The 19,138-nt window shown below is 64.2% G+C and carries 18 protein-coding genes and 1 pseudogene; 10 read left to right on the forward strand and 9 right to left on the reverse strand.

The window, feature by feature from the left end:
• Window positions 1–2: 2 nt before the first annotated feature.
• The 7 genes and pseudogenes from DCO48_RS16375 to DCO48_RS23005 form a co-directional block, all read right to left on the reverse strand.
• Window positions 3–1,622 carry an EAL domain-containing protein gene (locus DCO48_RS16375; protein ID WP_116551659.1) on the reverse strand — a complete coding sequence of 540 codons (1,620 nt, stop codon included), beginning with the start codon at window positions 1,620–1,622 and terminating at the stop codon, window positions 3–5.
• A 73-nt stretch (window positions 1,623–1,695) separates the two neighbouring features.
• A complete protein-coding gene (locus DCO48_RS16380) occupies window positions 1,696–2,472 on the reverse strand; it encodes an N-acetylmuramoyl-L-alanine amidase (protein WP_218276130.1) in 777 nt (258 codons plus the stop codon).
• 64 nt (window positions 2,473–2,536) lie between these two features.
• Window positions 2,537–4,570 carry a GGDEF domain-containing protein gene (locus tag DCO48_RS16385; RefSeq protein WP_116551661.1) on the reverse strand — a complete coding sequence of 678 codons (2,034 nt, stop codon included), beginning with the start codon at window positions 4,568–4,570 and terminating at the stop codon, window positions 2,537–2,539.
• 23 nt (window positions 4,571–4,593) lie between these two features.
• A complete protein-coding gene (locus tag DCO48_RS16390; RefSeq protein WP_116551662.1) occupies window positions 4,594–5,448 on the reverse strand; it encodes an endonuclease/exonuclease/phosphatase family protein in 855 nt (284 codons plus the stop codon).
• 12 nt (window positions 5,449–5,460) lie between these two features.
• A complete protein-coding gene (gene dsbA / locus DCO48_RS16395) occupies window positions 5,461–6,090 on the reverse strand; it encodes a thiol:disulfide interchange protein DsbA (protein WP_116551663.1) in 630 nt (209 codons plus the stop codon).
• A 166-nt stretch (window positions 6,091–6,256) separates the two neighbouring features.
• Window positions 6,257–6,874 (reverse strand): cytochrome c, encoded by a 618-nt coding sequence (locus tag DCO48_RS16400; RefSeq protein WP_116551664.1) that lies wholly within the window; start codon window positions 6,872–6,874, stop codon window positions 6,257–6,259.
• A 46-nt stretch (window positions 6,875–6,920) separates the two neighbouring features.
• A pseudogene (locus tag DCO48_RS23005) lies at window positions 6,921–7,134 on the reverse strand (hypothetical protein).
• Between the two features lie 193 nt (window positions 7,135–7,327).
• On the opposite strand from DCO48_RS23005, the gene yihA reads away from it, so the two are divergent.
• Complete coding sequence (gene yihA / locus DCO48_RS16410; RefSeq protein WP_165840785.1) at window positions 7,328–7,960, forward strand: ribosome biogenesis GTP-binding protein YihA/YsxC; 633 nt, start codon at window positions 7,328–7,330, stop codon at window positions 7,958–7,960.
• A gap of 292 nt (window positions 7,961–8,252) precedes the next feature.
• Here yihA and polA read toward each other — a convergent pair whose 3' ends face one another.
• Window positions 8,253–11,066: a DNA polymerase I gene (gene polA, locus DCO48_RS16415; protein WP_116551666.1), complete on the reverse strand. Its 2,814-nt coding sequence runs from the start codon at window positions 11,064–11,066 to the stop codon at window positions 8,253–8,255.
• A gap of 74 nt (window positions 11,067–11,140) precedes the next feature.
• Here polA and DCO48_RS16420 point away from each other — a divergent pair, with 74 nt between their 5' ends.
• Window positions 11,141–11,428 (forward strand): DUF2782 domain-containing protein, encoded by a 288-nt coding sequence (locus DCO48_RS16420; protein ID WP_116551667.1) that lies wholly within the window; start codon window positions 11,141–11,143, stop codon window positions 11,426–11,428.
• A gap of 64 nt (window positions 11,429–11,492) precedes the next feature.
• Window positions 11,493–12,443, forward strand: coding sequence for a homoserine kinase (locus DCO48_RS16425; protein WP_116551668.1), 951 nt, complete (start codon window positions 11,493–11,495; stop codon window positions 12,441–12,443).
• A gap of 43 nt (window positions 12,444–12,486) precedes the next feature.
• On the opposite strand, the gene DCO48_RS16430 is transcribed toward DCO48_RS16425, so the two are convergent.
• Window positions 12,487–13,419: a zinc ABC transporter substrate-binding protein gene (locus DCO48_RS16430; protein WP_256584085.1), complete on the reverse strand. Its 933-nt coding sequence runs from the start codon at window positions 13,417–13,419 to the stop codon at window positions 12,487–12,489.
• A gap of 66 nt (window positions 13,420–13,485) precedes the next feature.
• Here DCO48_RS16430 and zur point away from each other — a divergent pair, with 66 nt between their 5' ends.
• From zur to DCO48_RS16465, 7 genes are all read left to right on the forward strand, one after another.
• On the forward strand, window positions 13,486–13,968 hold the full coding sequence (gene zur, locus DCO48_RS16435; RefSeq protein ID WP_116551720.1) for a zinc uptake transcriptional repressor Zur: 483 nt from the start codon (window positions 13,486–13,488) through the stop codon (window positions 13,966–13,968).
• On the forward strand, window positions 13,968–14,747 hold the full coding sequence (gene znuC / locus DCO48_RS16440) for a zinc ABC transporter ATP-binding protein ZnuC (RefSeq protein ID WP_116551669.1): 780 nt from the start codon (window positions 13,968–13,970) through the stop codon (window positions 14,745–14,747). The genes zur and znuC overlap by 1 nt, the downstream gene beginning before the upstream one ends.
• A complete protein-coding gene (znuB, locus tag DCO48_RS16445) occupies window positions 14,740–15,522 on the forward strand; it encodes a zinc ABC transporter permease subunit ZnuB (protein ID WP_116551670.1) in 783 nt (260 codons plus the stop codon). Before znuC ends, znuB begins: the two co-directional genes overlap by 8 nt.
• A 146-nt stretch (window positions 15,523–15,668) precedes the next feature.
• The gene (locus DCO48_RS16450) at window positions 15,669–16,394 is read left to right on the forward strand and encodes a PA5502 family lipoprotein (RefSeq protein WP_116551671.1); all 726 of its coding nucleotides are present in this window, start codon (window positions 15,669–15,671) and stop codon (window positions 16,392–16,394) included.
• A 181-nt stretch (window positions 16,395–16,575) separates the two neighbouring features.
• Window positions 16,576–17,583 carry a methionine ABC transporter ATP-binding protein gene (locus DCO48_RS16455; protein WP_116551672.1) on the forward strand — a complete coding sequence of 336 codons (1,008 nt, stop codon included), beginning with the start codon at window positions 16,576–16,578 and terminating at the stop codon, window positions 17,581–17,583.
• Window positions 17,583–18,251 (forward strand): methionine ABC transporter permease, encoded by a 669-nt coding sequence (locus DCO48_RS16460; RefSeq protein WP_116551673.1) that lies wholly within the window; start codon window positions 17,583–17,585, stop codon window positions 18,249–18,251. The genes DCO48_RS16455 and DCO48_RS16460 overlap by 1 nt, the downstream gene beginning before the upstream one ends.
• A gap of 60 nt (window positions 18,252–18,311) precedes the next feature.
• Window positions 18,312–19,085, forward strand: a complete 774-nt coding sequence (locus DCO48_RS16465) for a MetQ/NlpA family ABC transporter substrate-binding protein (RefSeq protein WP_116551674.1) — start codon at window positions 18,312–18,314, stop codon at window positions 19,083–19,085.
• The last annotated feature ends 53 nt before the right edge of the window (window positions 19,086–19,138 follow it).

Consider the following 19,138-nt stretch of genomic DNA (forward strand, 5'->3'; position numbering starts at 1 on the left):
GCTCAGGCTTCGTCGTCGATACGCCGCGGCCCGAGCCGTCGGCCGCGGGTAATCAGCTCGACGAACTGGCGGGCGTTGAGCGGATGGGCGAACAGCCAGCCCTGACCGTAATTCACCCCTTCGCTGTTGAGCAACAGGGCCTGGTCCTCATATTCGATGCCCTCGGCAATTACCCGCAGTTGCAGCGCGTGCGCCATGCGGATGATATGCGGGGCAACACCGCTGCTGGCCGCGTCATGACCAAGCGCGTCAATGAACGCCTTGTCGATTTTCAGGCAGTCCACCGGCAGGGTTTGCAGGTACGCCAGGCTGCAATAGCCGGTACCGAAATCGTCGATCAGTACCTGATGGCCGACTGCACGCAGCGCTTGCAGGTTGTCGCGGGCCACCACCACGTCGATCAGCCCGCGCTCGGTCACTTCGAAGGCAATCTGGCTGGCCGCCACGTGGTGCAGCGCCAGCAGCCGCGCAGCCACCGGGCCGATGCGCGGCACCATCACATCGCAGGCCGCCAGGTTGACCGAGATATACAGCTGCGGGTTGGCCCGCAGCACCTGGCCCAGTTGTTCGAGCACCCGTTGCAGGACGAAATCGGTGATCTGGCGAATCTGCCCGGTGTTCTCTGCCAGCGGGATGAACATGTCCGGACTGGTCAGCGTGCCGTCGTGGCGGCGCCAGCGCACCAGGGCTTCGGCGCCCACACAGCGGCGGCTGGCGAGTTCGAAGATCGGCTGGTAGAGCACCTGTAACTCGCCACGGCGCAGCGCGCCCTGCAACTCCGAGCTCATCGAACGGCTCTGGCGCACCAGTTGCAACACCAGCCAGCCGATGCACCAGGCCAACAGCAGGCTGCCGGGGAACAACAACCAGAGCATGCCGTTCATCTTCAATGGCAGGCTGGCGCGCGGGCTCATCAACACCAGCTGGTAATCCGGCGATTTGGTCGGCATGCGGTAGATCAGCCGGTCGGGCTGCTCGAGCAGGGCCTGATCGCCGGGCGGTGGCCAGCCGCTGGCCGGCGGCCAGGTCTGTGGCGGGCCGAGCACTGGCACCGCGCGCATCCCCTTGTCGAGCACCACCAGCAGGCTGCCTTCGGCGGGCAGGTCGACCACATCGGTCAGGTGTCCGCGTGAGGTGGACACGCGAAAGTTGCCCCGGCCGAGCACCAGCGCGGCGCGGTTGTCGTCGGGTTCGGTGGTGGTGTTGAGCCAGTAGCTGTAGGTGGGGCCCTGGATATCCGGCGGCGGCAGCAGGTTCAGCGCGCGCTCGCCAAGGCGGTTGGTGCAGGCCTGGCTACCGTCGACATAGGCCGCTTCGAAGACGAAGCGATTGTCGAAGGCGATCTGCTGCAAGGCCGCGACCATGTCGGCACTGCAACCGCGCAGCGGCTGCACCTGAAGCTGGTCGACGCCCTGACGCAGCTGACCGAAGATCTGTTCAAGGCGGTCGAGGAAACGTTCGCCCTTGGCGTTCATCTGCTCGATTTCGCTGACCTGCAATTGATGCATCGCGATGCCCAGGCTGCCCAGCAATAGCAGGGTCGCACTCGCCGTGGCCGCAAGCGTGGCCAGTAGCCAGGGTCGATAGATCAGGCTGCGTAACTGGGCGAAGGCAGATGACATCAAGAATTATCCCGTCGAATACCCTGAGGTATAGCAACAGCCGGACAATTCGGCTTGGCCGTTGGGCGGCGGGCTAGCGCATGCTATTGAGGACCTGAAGGATTGCGGCGGTTTGCGCGTCGGGCTGGCCGTCGAAACGTTGCGGGCGGAAGCGCATCTGGAACGCCGCCAGCACATGCCGGGTACTGACATCGTACTCGCCGGTCTGCTCGATGGCGTAGCCGAAACGCGCCAGTTGCTGCTGGTACCAGGTGATGCTCGGCGGGTTGACGTCGAAGCGCGCACGTTGCTGAGCCACCGCACGGGCGTCGGGCCAGATGCCCACACCAGCATCGGCCAGGCGCTTCCAGGGGAACAGCGGGCCGGGGTCGAGCTTGCGCAGCGGGGCAATGTCGCTGTGACCGATGATGTGCCGGGGCTGGATGTTGTTGCGCTGGGCGATGTCCTTGAGCAGGACGATCAGCGATGCGATCTGCGCGTCGGAATACGGATGCCAGACACGCCCGTTGGGGGTGTCGGTGTAGCCGGTGTTGACGATCTCGATGCCGATGGAGCTGGAGTTGAGCCAGGTGCGGCCCTCCCACTGGCTATCACCGGCGTGCCAGGCCCGGCGGTTCTCATCGACCAGTTGATAGATCGTGCCGTTGTCGTCGCCGATCAGGTAATGGCTGCTGACCTCGCCGTGGGTGAGCAATTGCAGCGAACGCGGCAACGAGGCATTGGTGTAATGCAGGACGACAAACTGGATACGGCTGTCCTGATTGACCGACGGGTGACTACGGTCGATCTTCGGGCCGCTCGCGCAGCCGGCCAGCATCAGCAGCAGCAGCGCGCAAACATACGCTTTCATGGAAAAGGGCAACGCCTGGGGAAGTGTTCAATGCAACAGTGTAACGTATCCCCAGGCGAACGCCTTAACCCTGTTCGATGCGATTGCGCCCCTGGTGCTTGGCGCGGTAGAGCGCTTCGTCGGCGCGCTTGAGGACCATCTCGCTGCGCTCGCCGGGGCGGAACGCGGTGATGCCGATGGACAGGGTGATGATCACCCGCTCGCCCTTGAAGTGGAACGGGCAGGCTTCGACGGCCGCGCGCAGCTTTTCGGCCAACTGGAAGCCATTGACCATCGGTGTTTGCGGGATCAGCATGACGAACTCCTCGCCACCGAAGCGGGCGATGAAATCACGCGGCCGCAGGCGTTTGCGCAGCACGCTGGCAACGATCTTCAGCACCTTGTCGCCGGCCTGGTGGCCGTAGTTGTCGTTGATCCGCTTGAAGTGGTCGAGGTCGAGCATCGCCATCAGCAAATGGCCGCCGCTCGCCTGCCATTCGGCAACCTCCTGCTCCAGCCGCTCGGACCACGCGGCCCGGTTGGGCAGGCCGGTGAGCGGGTCGACCAGGGCCTTCTGGCGCTGTTCTTCAAGGTGTTCGCGGTAGCCCTGGGCTTCCTGCTCCATGTGCGCCACGCGCTCGGCCAGGCCATGTAGACGCGAAGCCATCTCTTGCTCACGCAGGTCGCGCTGGTGCTGGTGCTGGTCCATGGTGCCGAGCAGGCCTTCGAGGCGGTTTTCCAGGATGTGCTTGAGGCTGTCGAGGTCGGCCGCGCCTTGTACGCTGCTTTGCAGACCATCGACCTGCTCGCGCAACTGGGTGTCGAGGTCGCGGGCCGCCGAACTGTTGTCGGCGTGACCGGCGCTGGCCTCCTGCAGGTGGCTCTGGAAGTTCTCCAGACGCTCGTTGAGCTGCTGCAGATAGGCTTCGAATTCGTGCTGGCCGCTGTCGGTGATGGCCAGCATCAGCACGGCCAGGTCGTCGAGCACCGGGATCAACTCGTACCAGTTCAGGCCATGCTCCAGGCGCTGGCGCATGGCCTGGGCCTGGGGCTTGTGGCGCTCCGGCAAGGTCAGGTCGTCGAGCAGGCCGAGCAGGGTGTCCTCGATGTGTTCGGCCACCGAGCTGTAGGACGGTTCGGTGCTGTCGGGGAGGGCATAGTGTTCTTCTTCCGTTGCCACCACGGCGGGATCGACAGGCTCTTCTTCAGCGTCTTCGCCTTCTTCGCCTTCTTCGACGGGCGCGGGCTGTTCCGGCGCGGCGACGGGCTGCTGCGCTTCGCTGGTTTCAGCGACGGGCTCGGCAACCGTTGCGTTGGCTGTGTCGGCCGCAGCCAGTGGCTCCGGCACGACAGGCGCAGCCGGTTCCAGCTCGACAGGCGGCGGGGTTTCAACCGGCGCTGCGACCTCCGACGTCTCGGCGGGCGGGTTATCCACAGGCGGCAGCGGGCGCAGTTCGTCCATGTCGCTCGGGCTCAGGCGCTCCTGCGGTGGCCCCTCGGGAATCACCGCCGGGCCCTGCGGCAATGCGCTGTCGACCAGCACCGGTACCGGCACGGGTGACGCGACGGGCACTTCGCTGCTGTCGGCCTCGCTCTCTCGACCGCCAAACAGGCGTTGCAGCAGGCCCGGCTTGGCCGCTTCTTCGGGACGTTCCAGATGCGCCAGCGCCTGCCCTTGCAGCGCGCTCAACTCGCTGAGCAACAGCGGCATCTCGCGCGAATGCGCGGCACGCGCCTCAAGCTGTTTGGCGAATTTTTTCAGCGCCCGGCGCGCATCGCCCGGCAGCGGCAAGCTTTGCAGCTGGTTGACCAACGCATTGAGCGCGGTGCCAACCTGGGCAATGCGGGTTTCCCGGCGCTGCTCGGAGTCGAGCACAGCCTTTTCCAGGCGCGGGATCAACCCAGCCAGGGCGGCGTCCATGTTGTCGGTGCGAATAACCTCGCGCATTTCCTTCATGCACTGGTCTACCGCACGGTCGCTACCCTCGGCCGCCAGGGTGCTGCGCACCAGGCCGCGACGTAACAAGTCGAGACGGGCGTCCCAGCGGCGTTCGAGCTTTTCCTGCTGCTCGATACTCTTGAGGTATTTTTCTTTCCAGCGCTGGGCTTCGTCGGTCATGCCGGGGTCCGCAAAGTAGGGGACTAACGCAAGACCGGAAATGTATCGACAGTCAGGGCATCAGGCAAACGAATCTCAACCGCGACCGGTAGATGATCGGAGATCGGCTGCGACAGGACCTCAACCCGTTCCAGGGTCAGGCTCGGGCTGAGCAGGATGTGATCCAGGCAACGCTGCGGGCGCCAGCTGGGAAACGTGGCCTCGACCTGCGGCGCAATCAGGCCGAGGTCGCGCAGCGGCGAGTGCTGCAACAGGTCGGTGGCGTGGGTATTCATGTCACCCATCAGCACCTGATGCCGGTAGCCGCCGATCAGCTCGCGGATATACGCCAGCTGCCGGGCACGGGTCCGCGCGCCGAGGGCCAGGTGCATCATCACCACCACCAGTGCGTCTTCGCCTTCGCCAAAGCGCACCAGGATCGCGCCGCGACCGGCGGGGCCGGGCAGGGGGTGGTCTTCGAGAATTTGTGGCTTGAGCCGGCTGAGCACGCCATTGCTGTGCTGGGCCAGGCGGCCGAGGTTGCGGTTGAGCTGCTGGTACCAGTAAGGAAAGGCGCCCAGCTGGGCCAGGTGCTCGACCTGATTGACGTAGCCCGAACGCAGGCTGCCGCCATCGGCTTCCTGCAGGGCCACCAGGTCGAAGTCGGCGAGCAGGTCGCCGATCCTCTGCAGGTTGCCGGCGCGCCCGGTGTGCGGCAGCAGGTGCTGCCAGCCGCGGGTCAGGTAATGCCGGTAGCGCTCGGTACTGATCCCGACCTGGATATTGAAACTGAGCAGGCGTAGCCGGCCATCGTCGGGCAGGCCGCTGGCCTGCACGAGGTGTTCATTGACCTTCGGTTCATGAAGGCCAATACCACGCTCGGTTTTCCAGCGGCGCATGGGGATCGCCGCTTATTTAGCGGCGCGCTCCTTGGCGATCAGCTGGTCGGCGACGTTCAGCACGCCTTCCGGTCCACCGGCAGTGCCCAGGTCGAAACGGTACTTGCCGTTGACCACCACGGCGGGAACGCCGGTGATTTCATACTTCTTGGCCAACTCTTTGGCTTGCTGGACCTGACCCTTGATGGCAAAGGAGTTGAAGGTGGCGAGGAACTTGTCCTTGTCCACGCCCTGGGTGGCGAGGAAGTCGGCCATCTCGTCAGGCGACGTCAGGCGTTTGCGCTGGTTCTGGATGGCATCGAACACGGCGGCGTGCACGTTGTGCTCCACGCCCATCGCTTCGAGGGTCAGGAACATCTGGCCATGGGCGTCCCACGGGCCGCCGAACATGGCTGGCACGCGCTTGAAGTTGACGTCGGCAGGGAGCTTGTCGATCCACGGGTTGATGACCGGTTCGAAGTGATAGCAGTGCGGGCAGCCATACCAGAACAGTTCCACGACTTCGATCTTGCCGGGCACCGCTACCGGTACCTGCTTGCTCAGCTCGATATATTCCTTGCCGGCGACGGGCTCGGCAGCCTGGGCGGTCATACCGAAGGCGCTGGCAGCTACCAGCGCGGCGCTGAGAATCAGATTACGCATGCTTCACTCCTGAGCAGTCATTGGTCGCCTCGGCGCGACCTGTCTTCAGACAGGCCAAGGCGGGCCCGAGTTCGTTAGTGTAACGGCAGCGGGCATAAAAAAGGGCGGCCTGAGCCACCCTTTTCATGTTTGCGTCGCAACGATTAACGCAGCGTTAACAGATCGATCAATGCAACCCCTGGATGTAGCTGGACAGGGCTTCGATGTCCTTGTTGCTGAGTTTGCTGGCGATGGTGCGCATGGTCTGGGCGTCGCCGTCGTTGGTGCGCTCGCCTTCGCGGAAGTTGGTCAGCTGCTTGGCGACGTAGGTGGCGTGCTGGCCGCCGAGGTGCGGGAAGCCAGCGGCAGCGATGCCGGCGCCATTTGGCGCATGGCAACCGGTACAGGCAGGCAGGCCCTTTTGCAGGTCGCCGCCGCGGAACAGTGCTTCGCCACGCTTGACCAGTGCCGGGTCGGCGGCACCCACGCTGCCTTTCTGGCTGGCGAAGTAGGCGGCGATGTCGGCCAGGTCCTGGTCCTCGAAGGCGGCGAGCATACCGGTCATTTCCAGCACCGTGCGCTTGCCCGACTTGATATCGTGCAGTTGTTTTTCCAGGTACTTCTCACCCTGGCCTGCGAGTTTAGGGAAGTTCGGTGCCAGGCTATTGCCGTCCGGATTGTGACAGGCGCCACATACGGCAGTTTTGGCCTGACCGGCAGCAGCATCGCCAACAGTATTGCCGGCAGCATTGGCAACACCAGTGACGCCCAAGGTCAACAGCAGACTCACGAGTAGTTTGTTCATCAGCTAATCCAACTACGGCTAAGGGTGAAAGAGTTATGTATCGGGACTATCGCCCCCTCGGACAGAGGGTGGCCATGTAGTCCTCGGCACTGCAGTCCATGCACAATCCACGCGGTGGCATAACCTTGAAACCCTGGGTGACATGCTCCGCCAGCGTCTACGGCCCCTTTGTCAGCCGTGACTTCCACGCTGTCGGGTTCCTGTGTAGCCTGAGCGCTGAAAAAACCTGAAGCACCGCCAACAAGCAGCCATTTCGTCATCCGAACGACTCGTTCAGGGTTGGGGGTTGCACTGCGTTCTAATGCGCAAGCTTGATCGAACAGCCCCCGTGCACATCCTCCTACGCTGGGATAATGCGCACACAAAAACTGGGGCATTATATACTCCCGTTCCTGAAACGGAAACGACACCGCTTGCCGGGAACCCCTCGCGCAACGCCCAATCGGAAATACCATGCAAGTCAAAAACCCCATCCTCGGTCTTTGCCAAACGGCCAAGTTCGCCATCAGCGCCGCCAAAGTCGACCAGTGCCCGGACGATCAGGGTTATGAAGTCGCGTTCGCTGGCCGCTCGAATGCCGGCAAGTCCAGCGCCCTCAACACCCTGACCCACGCCAGCCTGGCCCGCACCTCGAAAACCCCAGGGCGTACCCAACTGCTGAACTTCTTCAGTCTGGACGATGAACGGCGTCTGGTCGACCTGCCGGGTTACGGTTATGCAAAAGTGCCGATTCCGCTCAAGCAGCACTGGCAGCGCCACCTGGAGGCCTACCTGGGCAGCCGCGAGTGTTTGAAGGGGCTGATTCTGATGATGGACGTGCGCCACCCGATGACCGACTTCGACAAGATGATGCTCGACTGGTCGCGCGCCAGCGGCATGCCGATGCACATTCTGCTGACCAAGGCCGACAAGCTGACCTTCGGCGCAGCGAAGAACACCCTGCTCAAAGTGCAGTCGGAAATCCGCAAGGGCTGGGGCGACAGCGTGACCATTCAGCTGTTCTCGGCGCCCAAGCGCCAGGGTATCGAAGAAGCCTACGGGGTCCTCGCGCGCTGGATGGAACTGGCGGACAAGCCCGCGGAATAAGGGCTGCCCGCCAAATCGCGGGCAAAAAAAACCCCGGACTTCGTATGGGGAGGGGGAAGTTCGGGGTTCAAGTTCCGGACCGCTAGGGCGGGGTCCAGATATCTGCCAACACTTAACACAACATAGGAGCATCGAAGGGCTTCACCAGCCATTCAGTTACTCTGAGTCGTGGTTCACCGGTTTAGTTCCGGGGCTTAAGAAACTATTTGCGATAGCGCCGGAAATTTCCGGCACTAATGGCCTCTCGCCAGAGGCCGCGCCGCGACGATATGCCGCGGCGCCTACAGTCATTTTAGTGCGCTTCATCCCAGTTGGCGCCCACCCCGACGTCCACCACCAGTGGCACATCCAGGTTTGCCGCGCCGCTCATGTGCGGACGAATCGCCTCGCGCACCTGCTCGACCAGGTCTTCGCGCACTTCCAGGACCAGTTCGTCGTGGACCTGGAGGATCACCCGAGCATCCAGCCCGGAGTCGTTCAGCCAGTTATCCACCGCCACCATTGCCCGCTTGATGATGTCGGCTGCGGTGCCCTGCATCGGCGCGTTGATCGCCGTACGTTCGGCGCCGGCGCGCTCCTGCGGCTTGTTCGAATGAATCGCCGGCAGGTACAGCCGACGGCCGAACAGCGTTTCGACATAGCCCTGATCCGCCGCCTGCTTGCGGGTGCGCTCCATGTACTCGCGCACGCCCGGATAGCGCGCGAAGTATTCGTCGATATAGGCCTTGGCCACCTTGGTGTCGACGCCGATGTCCTTGCCGAGTTTCTTCGCACCCATGCCGTAGATCAGGCCGAAGTTGATCGCCTTGGCGCTACGGCGCATGTCCGAGGTCACCTGGCCCAGCTCGACCTTGAACACTTCGGCGGCGGTGGCGGTGTGCACGTCCAGGCCATCGCGGAAGGCATTGAGCAGGCCTTCGTCACGCGACAGGTGGGCCATGATCCGCAGTTCGATCTGCGAATAGTCGGCCGCCAGCAGCTTGTAACCCGGCGGGGCAACGAAGGCCTGGCGAATACGCCGGCCTTCGGCGGTGCGCGCCGGGATGTTCTGCAGGTTCGGGTCGCTGGACGACAACCGCCCGGTGGCCGCCACCGCCTGGTGGTAGGAGGTGTGGATACGTCCGGTGCGCGGGTTGATCTGCTCCGGCAGGCGATCGGTGTAGGTGCTCTTGAGCTTACTCATCGAGCGGTACTGCATCAGCACCTTGGGCAGTGGATAGCCTTCTTCGGCCAGTGCTTCGAGCACATCTTCGGCAGTGGACGGCTGGCCCTTGCCGGTTTTCTTCAGTACCGGCAGACCGAACTTGTCGTAGAGGATCGCCCCCAACTGCTTGGGCGAACCGAGGTTGAACGGCTCGCCGGCCAGTGCGATGGCTTCCTGCTCCAACGCGGCCATCTTCTCGCCCAACTCGCCGCTCTGCACCTTGAGCAACTCGGCATCGACCAGTGCCCCCTGGCGCTCGATACGCGCCAACACCGGCACCAGCGGCATCTCGATGTCGCGGAGCACGCCGGCCAGGCTGGGAATTTCCGCCAGTTGGGCATGCAGCGTCTGGTGCAGGCGCAGGGTGATGTCGGCGTCTTCGGCGGCGTACGGGCCAGCCTGTTCCAGCGGGATCTGGTCGAAGGTCAGCTGCTTTGCGCCTTTGCCGGCGATGTCCTGGAAGCTGGTGGTGGTGTAGTCGAGGTACTTCAGCGCCAGGCTGTCCATGTCATGTCGGACGGCCGTGGAGTTCAGTACGTAGGATTCGAGCATGGTGTCAAAGGCGATGCCGCGCACGTGGATGCCCTGCTCGGGATCGCCGCCCAGGGCGCAGTTGGCCAGGATGTTCATGTCGAACTTGGCGTGCTGGCCGACCTTGAGCTTGTTCGGGTCTTCGAGCAGCGGCTTGAGCGCCCGCAATACGCTGTCGCGGTCGAGCTGCGGCGGCGCGTCCGGGTAGCTGTGCATCAGCGGAATGTAGGCACCCTCGTGGGCCTGCACGGCGAACGACAGCCCCACCAACTGCGCCTGTTGCGCGTCGATGCCGGTGGTTTCGGTGTCGAAGGCGAACAGCTCGGCGGCTTCCAGCTTCTTCAGCCAGCGATCGAAGGTGGCCTGATCGAGGATGGTCACGTAATCGGCCTGCACTGGCTCCGGCGCACTGAGCGGCGGCGCCTCGGCGGCCGCCTGCGGATCTGCGGCGGCGGTTGTCGCAGGTGCTGGCGCTGCCAGCTCCATGCGCTTGAAGTCGCGCTGCAGCTCGTCGACCCAGCTCTTGAACTCCATCTCGCGGTACAGCTCAAGCAGGGCTTCGCGGTCGGGCTCGGTGCACACCAGCGCGTCCACTTCGACGTCCAGTGCCACGTCCAGCTTGATGGTCGCCAGCTCGTAGGATAGGAACGCCGCATCGCGGTGCTCGGCGAGCTTGGCCGGCAGGGTCTTGGCGCCGCGAATCGGCAGCGTCGGAACCTTGTCGAGGTTCTCGTAGAGGTCGCGCAGGCCGCCGCCGATACCGGTCAGCAGGCCCACCGCGGTTTTTTCCCCAACCCCCGGCACGCCAGGAATGTTGTCGACCTTGTCGCCCATCAGCGCGAGGAAGTCGATGATGTGCTCGGGGCCGACACCGAATTTCTCTTTCACCCCGTCAACATCCATCACGCTGCCGGTCATGGTGTTGACCAGGGTGACGTGGCCGTCGACCAGCTGGGCCATGTCCTTGTCGCCGGTGGAGATGATCACCGGGCGCCCAGCGGTGGCACTGCTGCGCGCCAGGGTGCCGATCACGTCGTCGGCCTCGACCCCTTCCACGCACAGCAGCGGGTAGCCGAGCGCGCGGACGCTGGCATGCAGCGGCTCGACCTGCACCCGCAGGTCGTCGGGCATGCTCGGGCGGTTGGCCTTGTACTCGGCGAACATTTCATCGCGGAAGGTCCCGCCCTTGGCGTCGAATACCACCGCAAAGAGGCTGTCAGGGTACTGCCGGCGCAGGCTCTTGAGCATGTTCAGCACGCCTTTGACTGCACCGGTCGGCATCCCCTTGGAGGTGGTCAGCGGCGGCAGCGCGTGAAAGGCGCGGTACAGGTAGGAAGAACCGTCCACCAGGACGAGGGGAGCTTGGCTCATGAGCAGAATCAACCTTTTCGGCGGGCCCGGCGCTAGAATGTCCGGAACATTGACGACAAAGGGACAAGGTTATCATGCGTACGTTAAATCGCCTGTTGCTGCTCGGCCTGTTGGCCACTTTGCCTGTCGCGGGATTTGCGGCGGATGAAGCGCCTTCGGCCGATCCGGACGTCACCATTCGCCAGGAGGGCGACAAAACCATTCAGGAATACCGGCAAAATGGCTTCCTGTATGCAATCAAGGTCACCCCCAAGGGCGGCAAGCCGTACTTCCTGGTACGCGCCGACGGTTCGGAGGGCAACTTCATTCGTTCCGACCAACCGGATATGCTGATCCCGTCCTGGAAAATCTTCGAGTGGTAGCAGCGACCTTTCTCATCAACCCGGCGCGGCCTTGCGGTCGCGCCCGAACGAGCAGTTTTTGACCATGTCTGTCTTCACCCCACTGACCCGGCCTGAGCTGGAAACCTTTCTGGCGCCCTACGGACTGGGCCGCCTGCGGGACTTCCAGGGTATTGCCGCCGGTACCGAGAACAGCAACTTCTTCGTCAGCCTCGAACAGGGTGAGTTCGTCCTGACGCTGGTCGAACGCGGTCCGATCCAGGACCTGCCGTTCTTCATCGAACTGCTCGACGTGCTGCACGACGACGACCTACCGGTGCCCTACGCGCTGCGTACCAGCGACGGCGTGGCGCTGCGCGAACTGGCGGGCAAGCCGGCGCTGTTGCAGCCACGGCTGCCAGGCAAGCACATCAAGCAGCCGAACAGCCAGCACTGCGCGCAGGTCGGCGATCTGCTCGGCCACCTGCATGTGGCAACCCGCGACAAGCTGCTGGAACGCAAGACCGACCGGGGCCTGGACTGGATGCTGGAAACCGGTGCCGAGCTGATGCCACGGCTCAACCCGGCGCAGCAGCAGTTGTTGCAGGACAGCCTGGACGAAATCGGCACGCTCAAGGCGCGGATTCTCGCGCTGCCACGGGCCAACCTGCATGGCGACCTGTTCCGCGACAACGTGATGTTCGAAGGCACCCACCTGACCGGGTTGATCGACTTCTACAACGCCTGTTCCGGGCCGATGCTGTACGACGTGGCGATCACCCTGAACGACTGGTGCTGCGACGACAGCGGGCAGATCGATGGTGTACTGGCGCGAGCGCTGCTCGGTGCCTATGCGGCGCGGCGGGCATTCACTGCGGCGGAAGCCGAGCTGTGGCCGGTGATGCTGCGCGTGGCCTGTGTACGCTTCTGGCTATCGCGTTTGATCGCAGCGGAATCGTTTGCCGGGATGGACGTGCTGATTCACGATCCGGCCGACTTCGAGGTGCGCCTGGCGCAGCGTCAGCAGGTTGAGGTTGGCCTGCCGTTTGCGCTTTGACCCCTAAAAGCATCGCGGGACGAGTCGTCCCGCGAGAGGCCCCTCAGCGTTTCTCCAGGCACCCCGCCAAGCTATTCCCCAGGTTCTCCAGCAACTGCTCATAACCCCGAGCAGTCACTGGCAGTGTCCCACCCAGCGCATCCAGCTCGGCCAGCGTCACCGGCAGACCCGCCGTCAGCGTTTCGGCCAGGCGCGGCCGCAAGGGCGGCTCGCTGAACACACAGGTCTTGCCCACCGCCTGCAACCGCTGACGCATCGCCGCCACATGCTGCGCGCCTGGCTGCACTTCGGCGGCCACGCTGAACACGCCGCTGTGCTTCAAGCCATAGGTGGTTTCGAAATAGTCGAACGCTTCGTGGAAGACAAAGAACGGCTTGCCGGCGATCCCCTGCATGCGCGTCTTCAACCGCTGGTCCAGCGCATCCAGCCGCTGGTCAAAGGCCTTCAGGTTGCTTTGGTAGCGCGCCGCATTGGCCGGATCGGCCGCGCTCAAGTCGCTGGCCATCTTCGCCGCGATCACCCGCGCGTTGTGCGACGACAGCCACAAGTGCGCGTCCAGGCTGCCGGGGCGGTGGTCGTGGTCATGCTCGTCGGCACCGTGCTCGTCATGCGCATCATGCGAATGGCTGTCTTCGCCAAAATGCCGCAGCTGCAAACCGGGGATCGTTTGCACCGCCACGCTCGGCTGGCTGCGCGAACTCAGCACGCGCGGCAGAAAACCTTCCATATCCGGGCCGATCCAGTACAGCAGGTCAACCTGCGCCACCCGCCGTACGTCGGACGGGCGCAGCGCGTAGTGATGCGGCGAGGCGCCCGGCGGCAACAGCACTTCCGGGGTACCGACACCGTCCTGCACCGCTGCGGCAATCAACTGTAGCGGCTGGATGCTGGTGAGCACCCGCACCTCGGCCCGCGCCGGGGTCAACACGACCAGCGAGGCGACGAAAACGACAAAAAGGGCAAAAAATCGGGACACGACAATCACTCGATGGGCCAGGAACGGGTAACATAATAACGTCTCTCCACAGAACCGTCGCTGCCCATGCCCATTACCCCGCTGGCCAACCGCCCCCACGACCACTCCCACTGCGTGCATAGTGCCCTGTCCGAGGCCGATACCTTGTGCGCGCGCCAGGGCCTGCGCCTGACGGCCCTGCGCCGGCGGGTGCTGGAACTGGTCTGGCAGAGCCACAAGCCGCTGGGCGCCTACGACATTCTTGGCGTACTGAGCGAGCAGGACGGCCGCCGCGCCGCGCCGCCGACCGTTTATCGGGCACTGGATTTCCTCCTCGAAAACGGCCTGGTGCACCGCATCGCCTCGCTCAACGCCTTCATGGGCTGCAGCCACCCGGAGCATGCGCACCAGGGCCAGTTCCTGATCTGCCGTAACTGCCACGTGGCCATCGAGCTGGAGCAGCCGAGCATCAGCGATGCCATCGTCGCCAGCGCCAGCGAAGTCGGTTTCAGCGTCGAAGCGCAGACCGTCGAAGTGGTCGGCCTGTGCGGCACCTGCCGGAGCGCCTGATGAGCAACCCGTTGATTCGACTCGAGCGGGTCGGCGTGGCCTTCGCCGGCCAGGCCATCCTCGACAGCATCGACCTGAGCGTCGAGCCGGGGCAGATCGTCACCCTGATCGGCCCCAACGGCGCCGGCAAGACCACCCTGGTGCGCGCCGTGCTCGGCCTGCTCAAGCCCGACAGCGGCAGCGTCTGGCGCAAGCCCAGGCTGCGCATCGGCTACATGCCGCAAAAGCTCCAGGTCGACCCGACCCTGCCGCTCTCGGTACTGCGCTTCCTGCGCCTGGTACCTGGGGTAGACCGTGCCGCCGCCATGGCCGCGCTCAACGAAGTGGGCGCCGAGCAGGTCATCGACAGCCCGATCCAGAACATTTCCGGCGGCGAGATGCAGCGGGTGCTGCTGGCTCGGGCGCTGCTGCGCAAACCTGAACTGCTGGTGCTCGACGAGCCGGTGCAGGGCGTCGACGTTGCCGGCCAGGCCGAGCTCTACAGCCTGATCACCCGCCTGCGCGACCGCCATGGCTGCGGCGTGCTGATGGTCTCCCACGACCTGCACCTGGTGATGAGCACCACCGACCAGGTGGTTTGTCTGAACCGCCACGTGTGCTGCTCCGGCCACCCCGAGCAGGTCAGCGGCGACCCGGCCTTTGTCGAGCTGTTCGGCAACCATGCGCCAAGCCTGGCGATCTATCACCATCATCACGACCACGCCCATGACCTGCACGGTTCGGTGGTCGCCCCGACCCAGAGCGGTCACGTGCACGGAGACCACTGCAAGCATGGCTGATTTTCTGTTCTACGCCCTGCTCGCAGGCCTGGCCCTGGCGGTGGTCGCCGGCCCCCTCGGGTCGTTCGTGGTATGGCGGCGCATGGCCTATTTTGGCGACACCCTGTCCCACGCCGCGCTACTCGGCGTGGCCCTGGGCCTGGCGCTGGATGTCAGCCCAGCGCTGGCGGTCACCGTCGGCTGCCTGTTGCTGGCGATCCTGCTGGTGACGTTGCAACAACGCCAGCCGTTGGCCTCCGATACCCTGCTGGGGATTCTCGCGCCGAGCACCCTGTCGCTCGGCCTGGTGGCCCTGAGTTTCATGCACGACGTGCGCATCGACCTGATGGCCTACCTGTTCGGCGACCTGCTGGCGATCAGCCCTACCGATCTGGCGTGGATTCTCGGCGGTAGCGCCGCAGTATTGTTGCTGATTGTTGCGCTGTGGCGGCCGCTGCTAGCGGTCACCGTCCACGAAGAACTGGCACGGGTCGAAGGCCTGCCGGTGGCCGGCCTGCGCCTGGCACTGATGCTGCTGATTGCGGTGGTGATTGCCGTGGCGATGAAGATCGTCGGCGTGCTGCTGATTACCTCGCTGCTGATCATCCCGGCCGCTGCCGCCCAGCGCCACGCCCGCTCGCCCGAGCAGATGGCCCTCGGCGCCAGTGTGCTGGGGGTGATCGCGGTGTGCAGCGGGCTGGCGCTGTCCTGGTTCAAGGACACCCCGGCCGGGCCATCCATCGTGGTCTGCGCAGCGGTGCTATTCTTGCTGAGCCTGGCCCTGCCGCGGCGCTAAGCCGGCTCGACCTGCGCAGGGTGCCACTGCCATGTGGCCGTGCCCTGCGACAATTTTTATCGTGGCCGAACCCGGAAGAATGATTTTCCAGTCCGTGCGCTGGGTGTAGACTTGGCCGCTTTTTGCGCAAATAGAGAGTCGCAGGAATGAAGCCGTTCGCCTCACGTTATCTGCTCCTGGCCGCGTTTTCCCTGGCTCTGGCTGCTTGTTCGAGCAAGCCGGCAGACACCGCCGCGCCCGTTACCCCGGATGCCTGGCAGCAGCTCGACCAGAGCATTGCCAGCAGCGAGCTGGCCACCGCCGAAGACCAACTGGCCGATTTGCAGGCGCAGGCGCCGAACGACGCCCGCATCGAGCAGTTCCAGCGCCAGCTGGCCGAAGCCTATCTGCAGCGCAGCCAGATCGTCCTGCAGAAGGGCGATGTGAATGCGGCGGCCACCGCCCTCAGCCGTGCCCGGGCGCTGATGCCCAAGGCGCCAGCGCTGACCGGCGGGGTCAATGGCGCCATCGCCCAGGCGCGCAAAGACGAGCTGGACAAGGCCGAAGCAGCGCTCAAGGCGGCCGAAGCACGGCCGCAGGCCAAGGTGATCGACCCGACTGCGCCAAGCACGGTGGTGGCGCTGAAGATCAACAGGATTGGCGACTTGCGCCGGCAGCTCGACGACATCGCCACCGACGTCGTCAACTACCAGTGCGATGTGCTGTTCCAGGTGCCGCGCACCCAGGATTATCCGTGGCTGTCGACCCTGCTGGCCAAGCGCGTACACACGCGTAATGCCAACTTCGAGTTGAAGCAGTTGAAGGAAATCCACCGTAATCAGGCGGCGCAAGTGGTGTTGACCTGTCGGAGCCTGACGGCGAAGCAGCCGTAGCGCCTGAAATTGACGAGGGCTGTGCGCCGGGCGCTCCATTGGGTGCGCCACTGATCGCGTTATTCCCATAGTGCTGGTCAATTGCGAAATAAATGCTAAGAACCTCTATGCGAACAGGCTAAAATGCGCGACCCGGCTAAACGCCAGAGCCCATTTCCATGCGCCCCACAAGGTTCGCTACGTGATCGAGTTTCAACATGTGCATAAAACCTACCGCGTCGCCGGTAGGGATATCCCCGCGCTGCATCCGACCAGCCTGCGCGTCGAAGACGGCCAGGTGTTCGGCCTGATTGGCCATTCCGGTGCCGGTAAAAGTACCCTGCTGCGCCTGATCAACCGTTTGGAAGCCCCGAGCGGCGGCAAGATCATCGTCGATGGCGAGGACGTTACCGCGTTCAACGCCAACGACCTGCGGCGCTTCCGCCAACAGGTCGGGATGATCTTCCAGCACTTCAACCTGCTGGCCTCCAAGACCGTCGCCGACAACGTCGCGCTGCCGCTGATCCTGGCCGGCGAACTGTCGCGCAAGGACATCGACCAGCGCGTCGCCTCGCTGCTGGCGCGGGTCGGCCTGTCCGAGCACGCGAAAAAATACCCGGCGCAGCTGTCCGGCGGTCAGAAGCAGCGTGTCGGCATTGCCCGCGCACTCTCGACCCAACCGAAAATCCTGCTCTGCGACGAAGCCACCAGTGCCCTCGACCCGCAAACCACGGCGTCGGTGCTGCAACTGCTGGCCGAGATCAACCGCGAGCTGAAGCTGACCATCGTCCTGATCACCCACGAGATGGACGTGATCCGCCGGGTCTGCGACCAGGTCGCGGTGATGGACGCCGGGCAAATCGTCGAGCAGGGCTCGGTGGCCGAGGTGTTCCTGCACCCCAAGCACCCGACCACCAAGCGCTTCGTGCAAGAAGACGAGCAGATCGACGAGAACGAGCAGCGTGACGACTTCGCCCACGTACCGGGCCGCATCGTGCGCCTGACCTTCCAGGGCGACGCCACCTACGCGCCGTTGCTGGGCACCGTGGCCCGCGAAACCGGCGTGGATTACAGCATCCTGGCTGGGCGTATCGACCGCATCAAGGACACCCCGTATGGGCAACTGACCCTGGCCGTCACCGGCGGCGACATGGAAGCGGCCTTTGCCCGCTTCGCCGCAGCTGATGTGCATATGGAGGTATTGCGTTAATGGACCTGAGTTTCTTTGCCAACGTCGACTGGGCCGAAATCTGGCTGGCGACCGTTGATACCCTGATCATGCTCGGCGGTTCGCTGCTGTTCACCGTGCTGCTCGGCCTGCCGCTGGGCGTGTTGCTGTTCCTCTGCGGGCCGCGCCAGCTGTTCGAACAGAAGGGTGTCTACGCCATGCTCTCGCTGGTGGTGAACATCCTCCGTTCGCTGCCGTTCATCATCCTGCTGATCGTGATGATTCCGTTCACCGTGCTGATCACTGGCACCTCGCTGGGCGTGGCCGGGGCCATCCCGCCACTGGTGGTGGGCGCCACGCCATTCTTCGCCCGGCTGGTGGAAACCGCGTTGCGCGAAGTGGACCGCGGCATCATCGAGGCCACCCAGTCGATGGGCGCGACCACCCGCCAGATCATCACCAACGCCTTGCTGCCGGAAGCGCGGCCGGGCATCTTTGCCGCAATCACGGTTACCGCGATTACCCTGGTGTCGTACACCGCCATGGCCGGTGTGGTCGGTGCCGGCGGCCTCGGCGACCTGGCGATCCGCTTCGGCTACCAGCGGTTCCAGACCGATGTGATGGTGGTCACGGTGGTCTTGCTGCTGGTGCTGGTGCAGGTGCTGCAGAGCGTCGGCGACAAACTGGTTGTGCATTTTTCCCGTAAGTAACCCCAGCGTCGGCCTTGCCGACGCCCCGAGGGCCGCTGCGGCCCTCTCAAGGAGCGCTCGATGAAAAAACTGCTTGCTGCTATCGCCGCCGTTGCGGCCTTCTCCGCCAACGCCGCCGAGACCCTGAGCGTTGCGGCCACTGCCGTGCCGCACGCGGAGATCCTCGAGTTCGTCAAGCCGACGCTGGCCAAGGAGGGGGTGGACCTGAAGGTGAAAGTGTTCACCGACTACATCCAGCCGAACGTGCAAGTGGCCGAGAAGCGCCTGGACGCCAACTTCTTCCAGCACCAGCCGTACCTGGATGAGTTCAACAAGGGCAAGGGTACCAACCTGATCAGTGTGGCCGGCGTGCACCTAGAGCCGCTGGGTGCTTACTCGAACAAGTTCAAGAAGCTCGAAGACATCCCGTCGGGCGCCAACGTGGTGATCCCGAACGACGCCACCAACGGCGGCCGTGCCTTGCTGCTGCTGCAGAAGGCTGGGCTGATCAAGCTGAAAGAGGCGAGCAACATCCTGTCGACGCCGAAGGACATCGCCGAGAACCCGAAAAACCTGAAGATCCGTGAGCTGGAAGCCGCCACCCTGCCGCGCGTGCTGACCCAGGTCGACCTGGCGCTGATCAACACCAACTACGCGCTGGAAGCCAAGCTGAACCCACAGAAAGACGCACTGATCATCGAAGGCAGCGACTCGCCTTACGTGAACATTCTGGTGGCCCGCCCGGACAACAAGGATTCGGCCGCGCTGCAGAAGCTGGTCGGTGCCCTGCACTCGCCAGAAGTGAAGGCGTTCATTCTCGAGAAGTACAAGGGCGCGGTGATCCCGGCGTTCTGATCTGAGGTCAAACCAGCTCCTACGGCCCCACACCGTACCTGTAGGAGCTGGCT

The sequence above is a fragment of the Pseudomonas sp. SDI genome, assembly GCF_003105155.1.
Taxonomy (GTDB): Bacteria; Pseudomonadota; Gammaproteobacteria; order Pseudomonadales; family Pseudomonadaceae; genus Aquipseudomonas.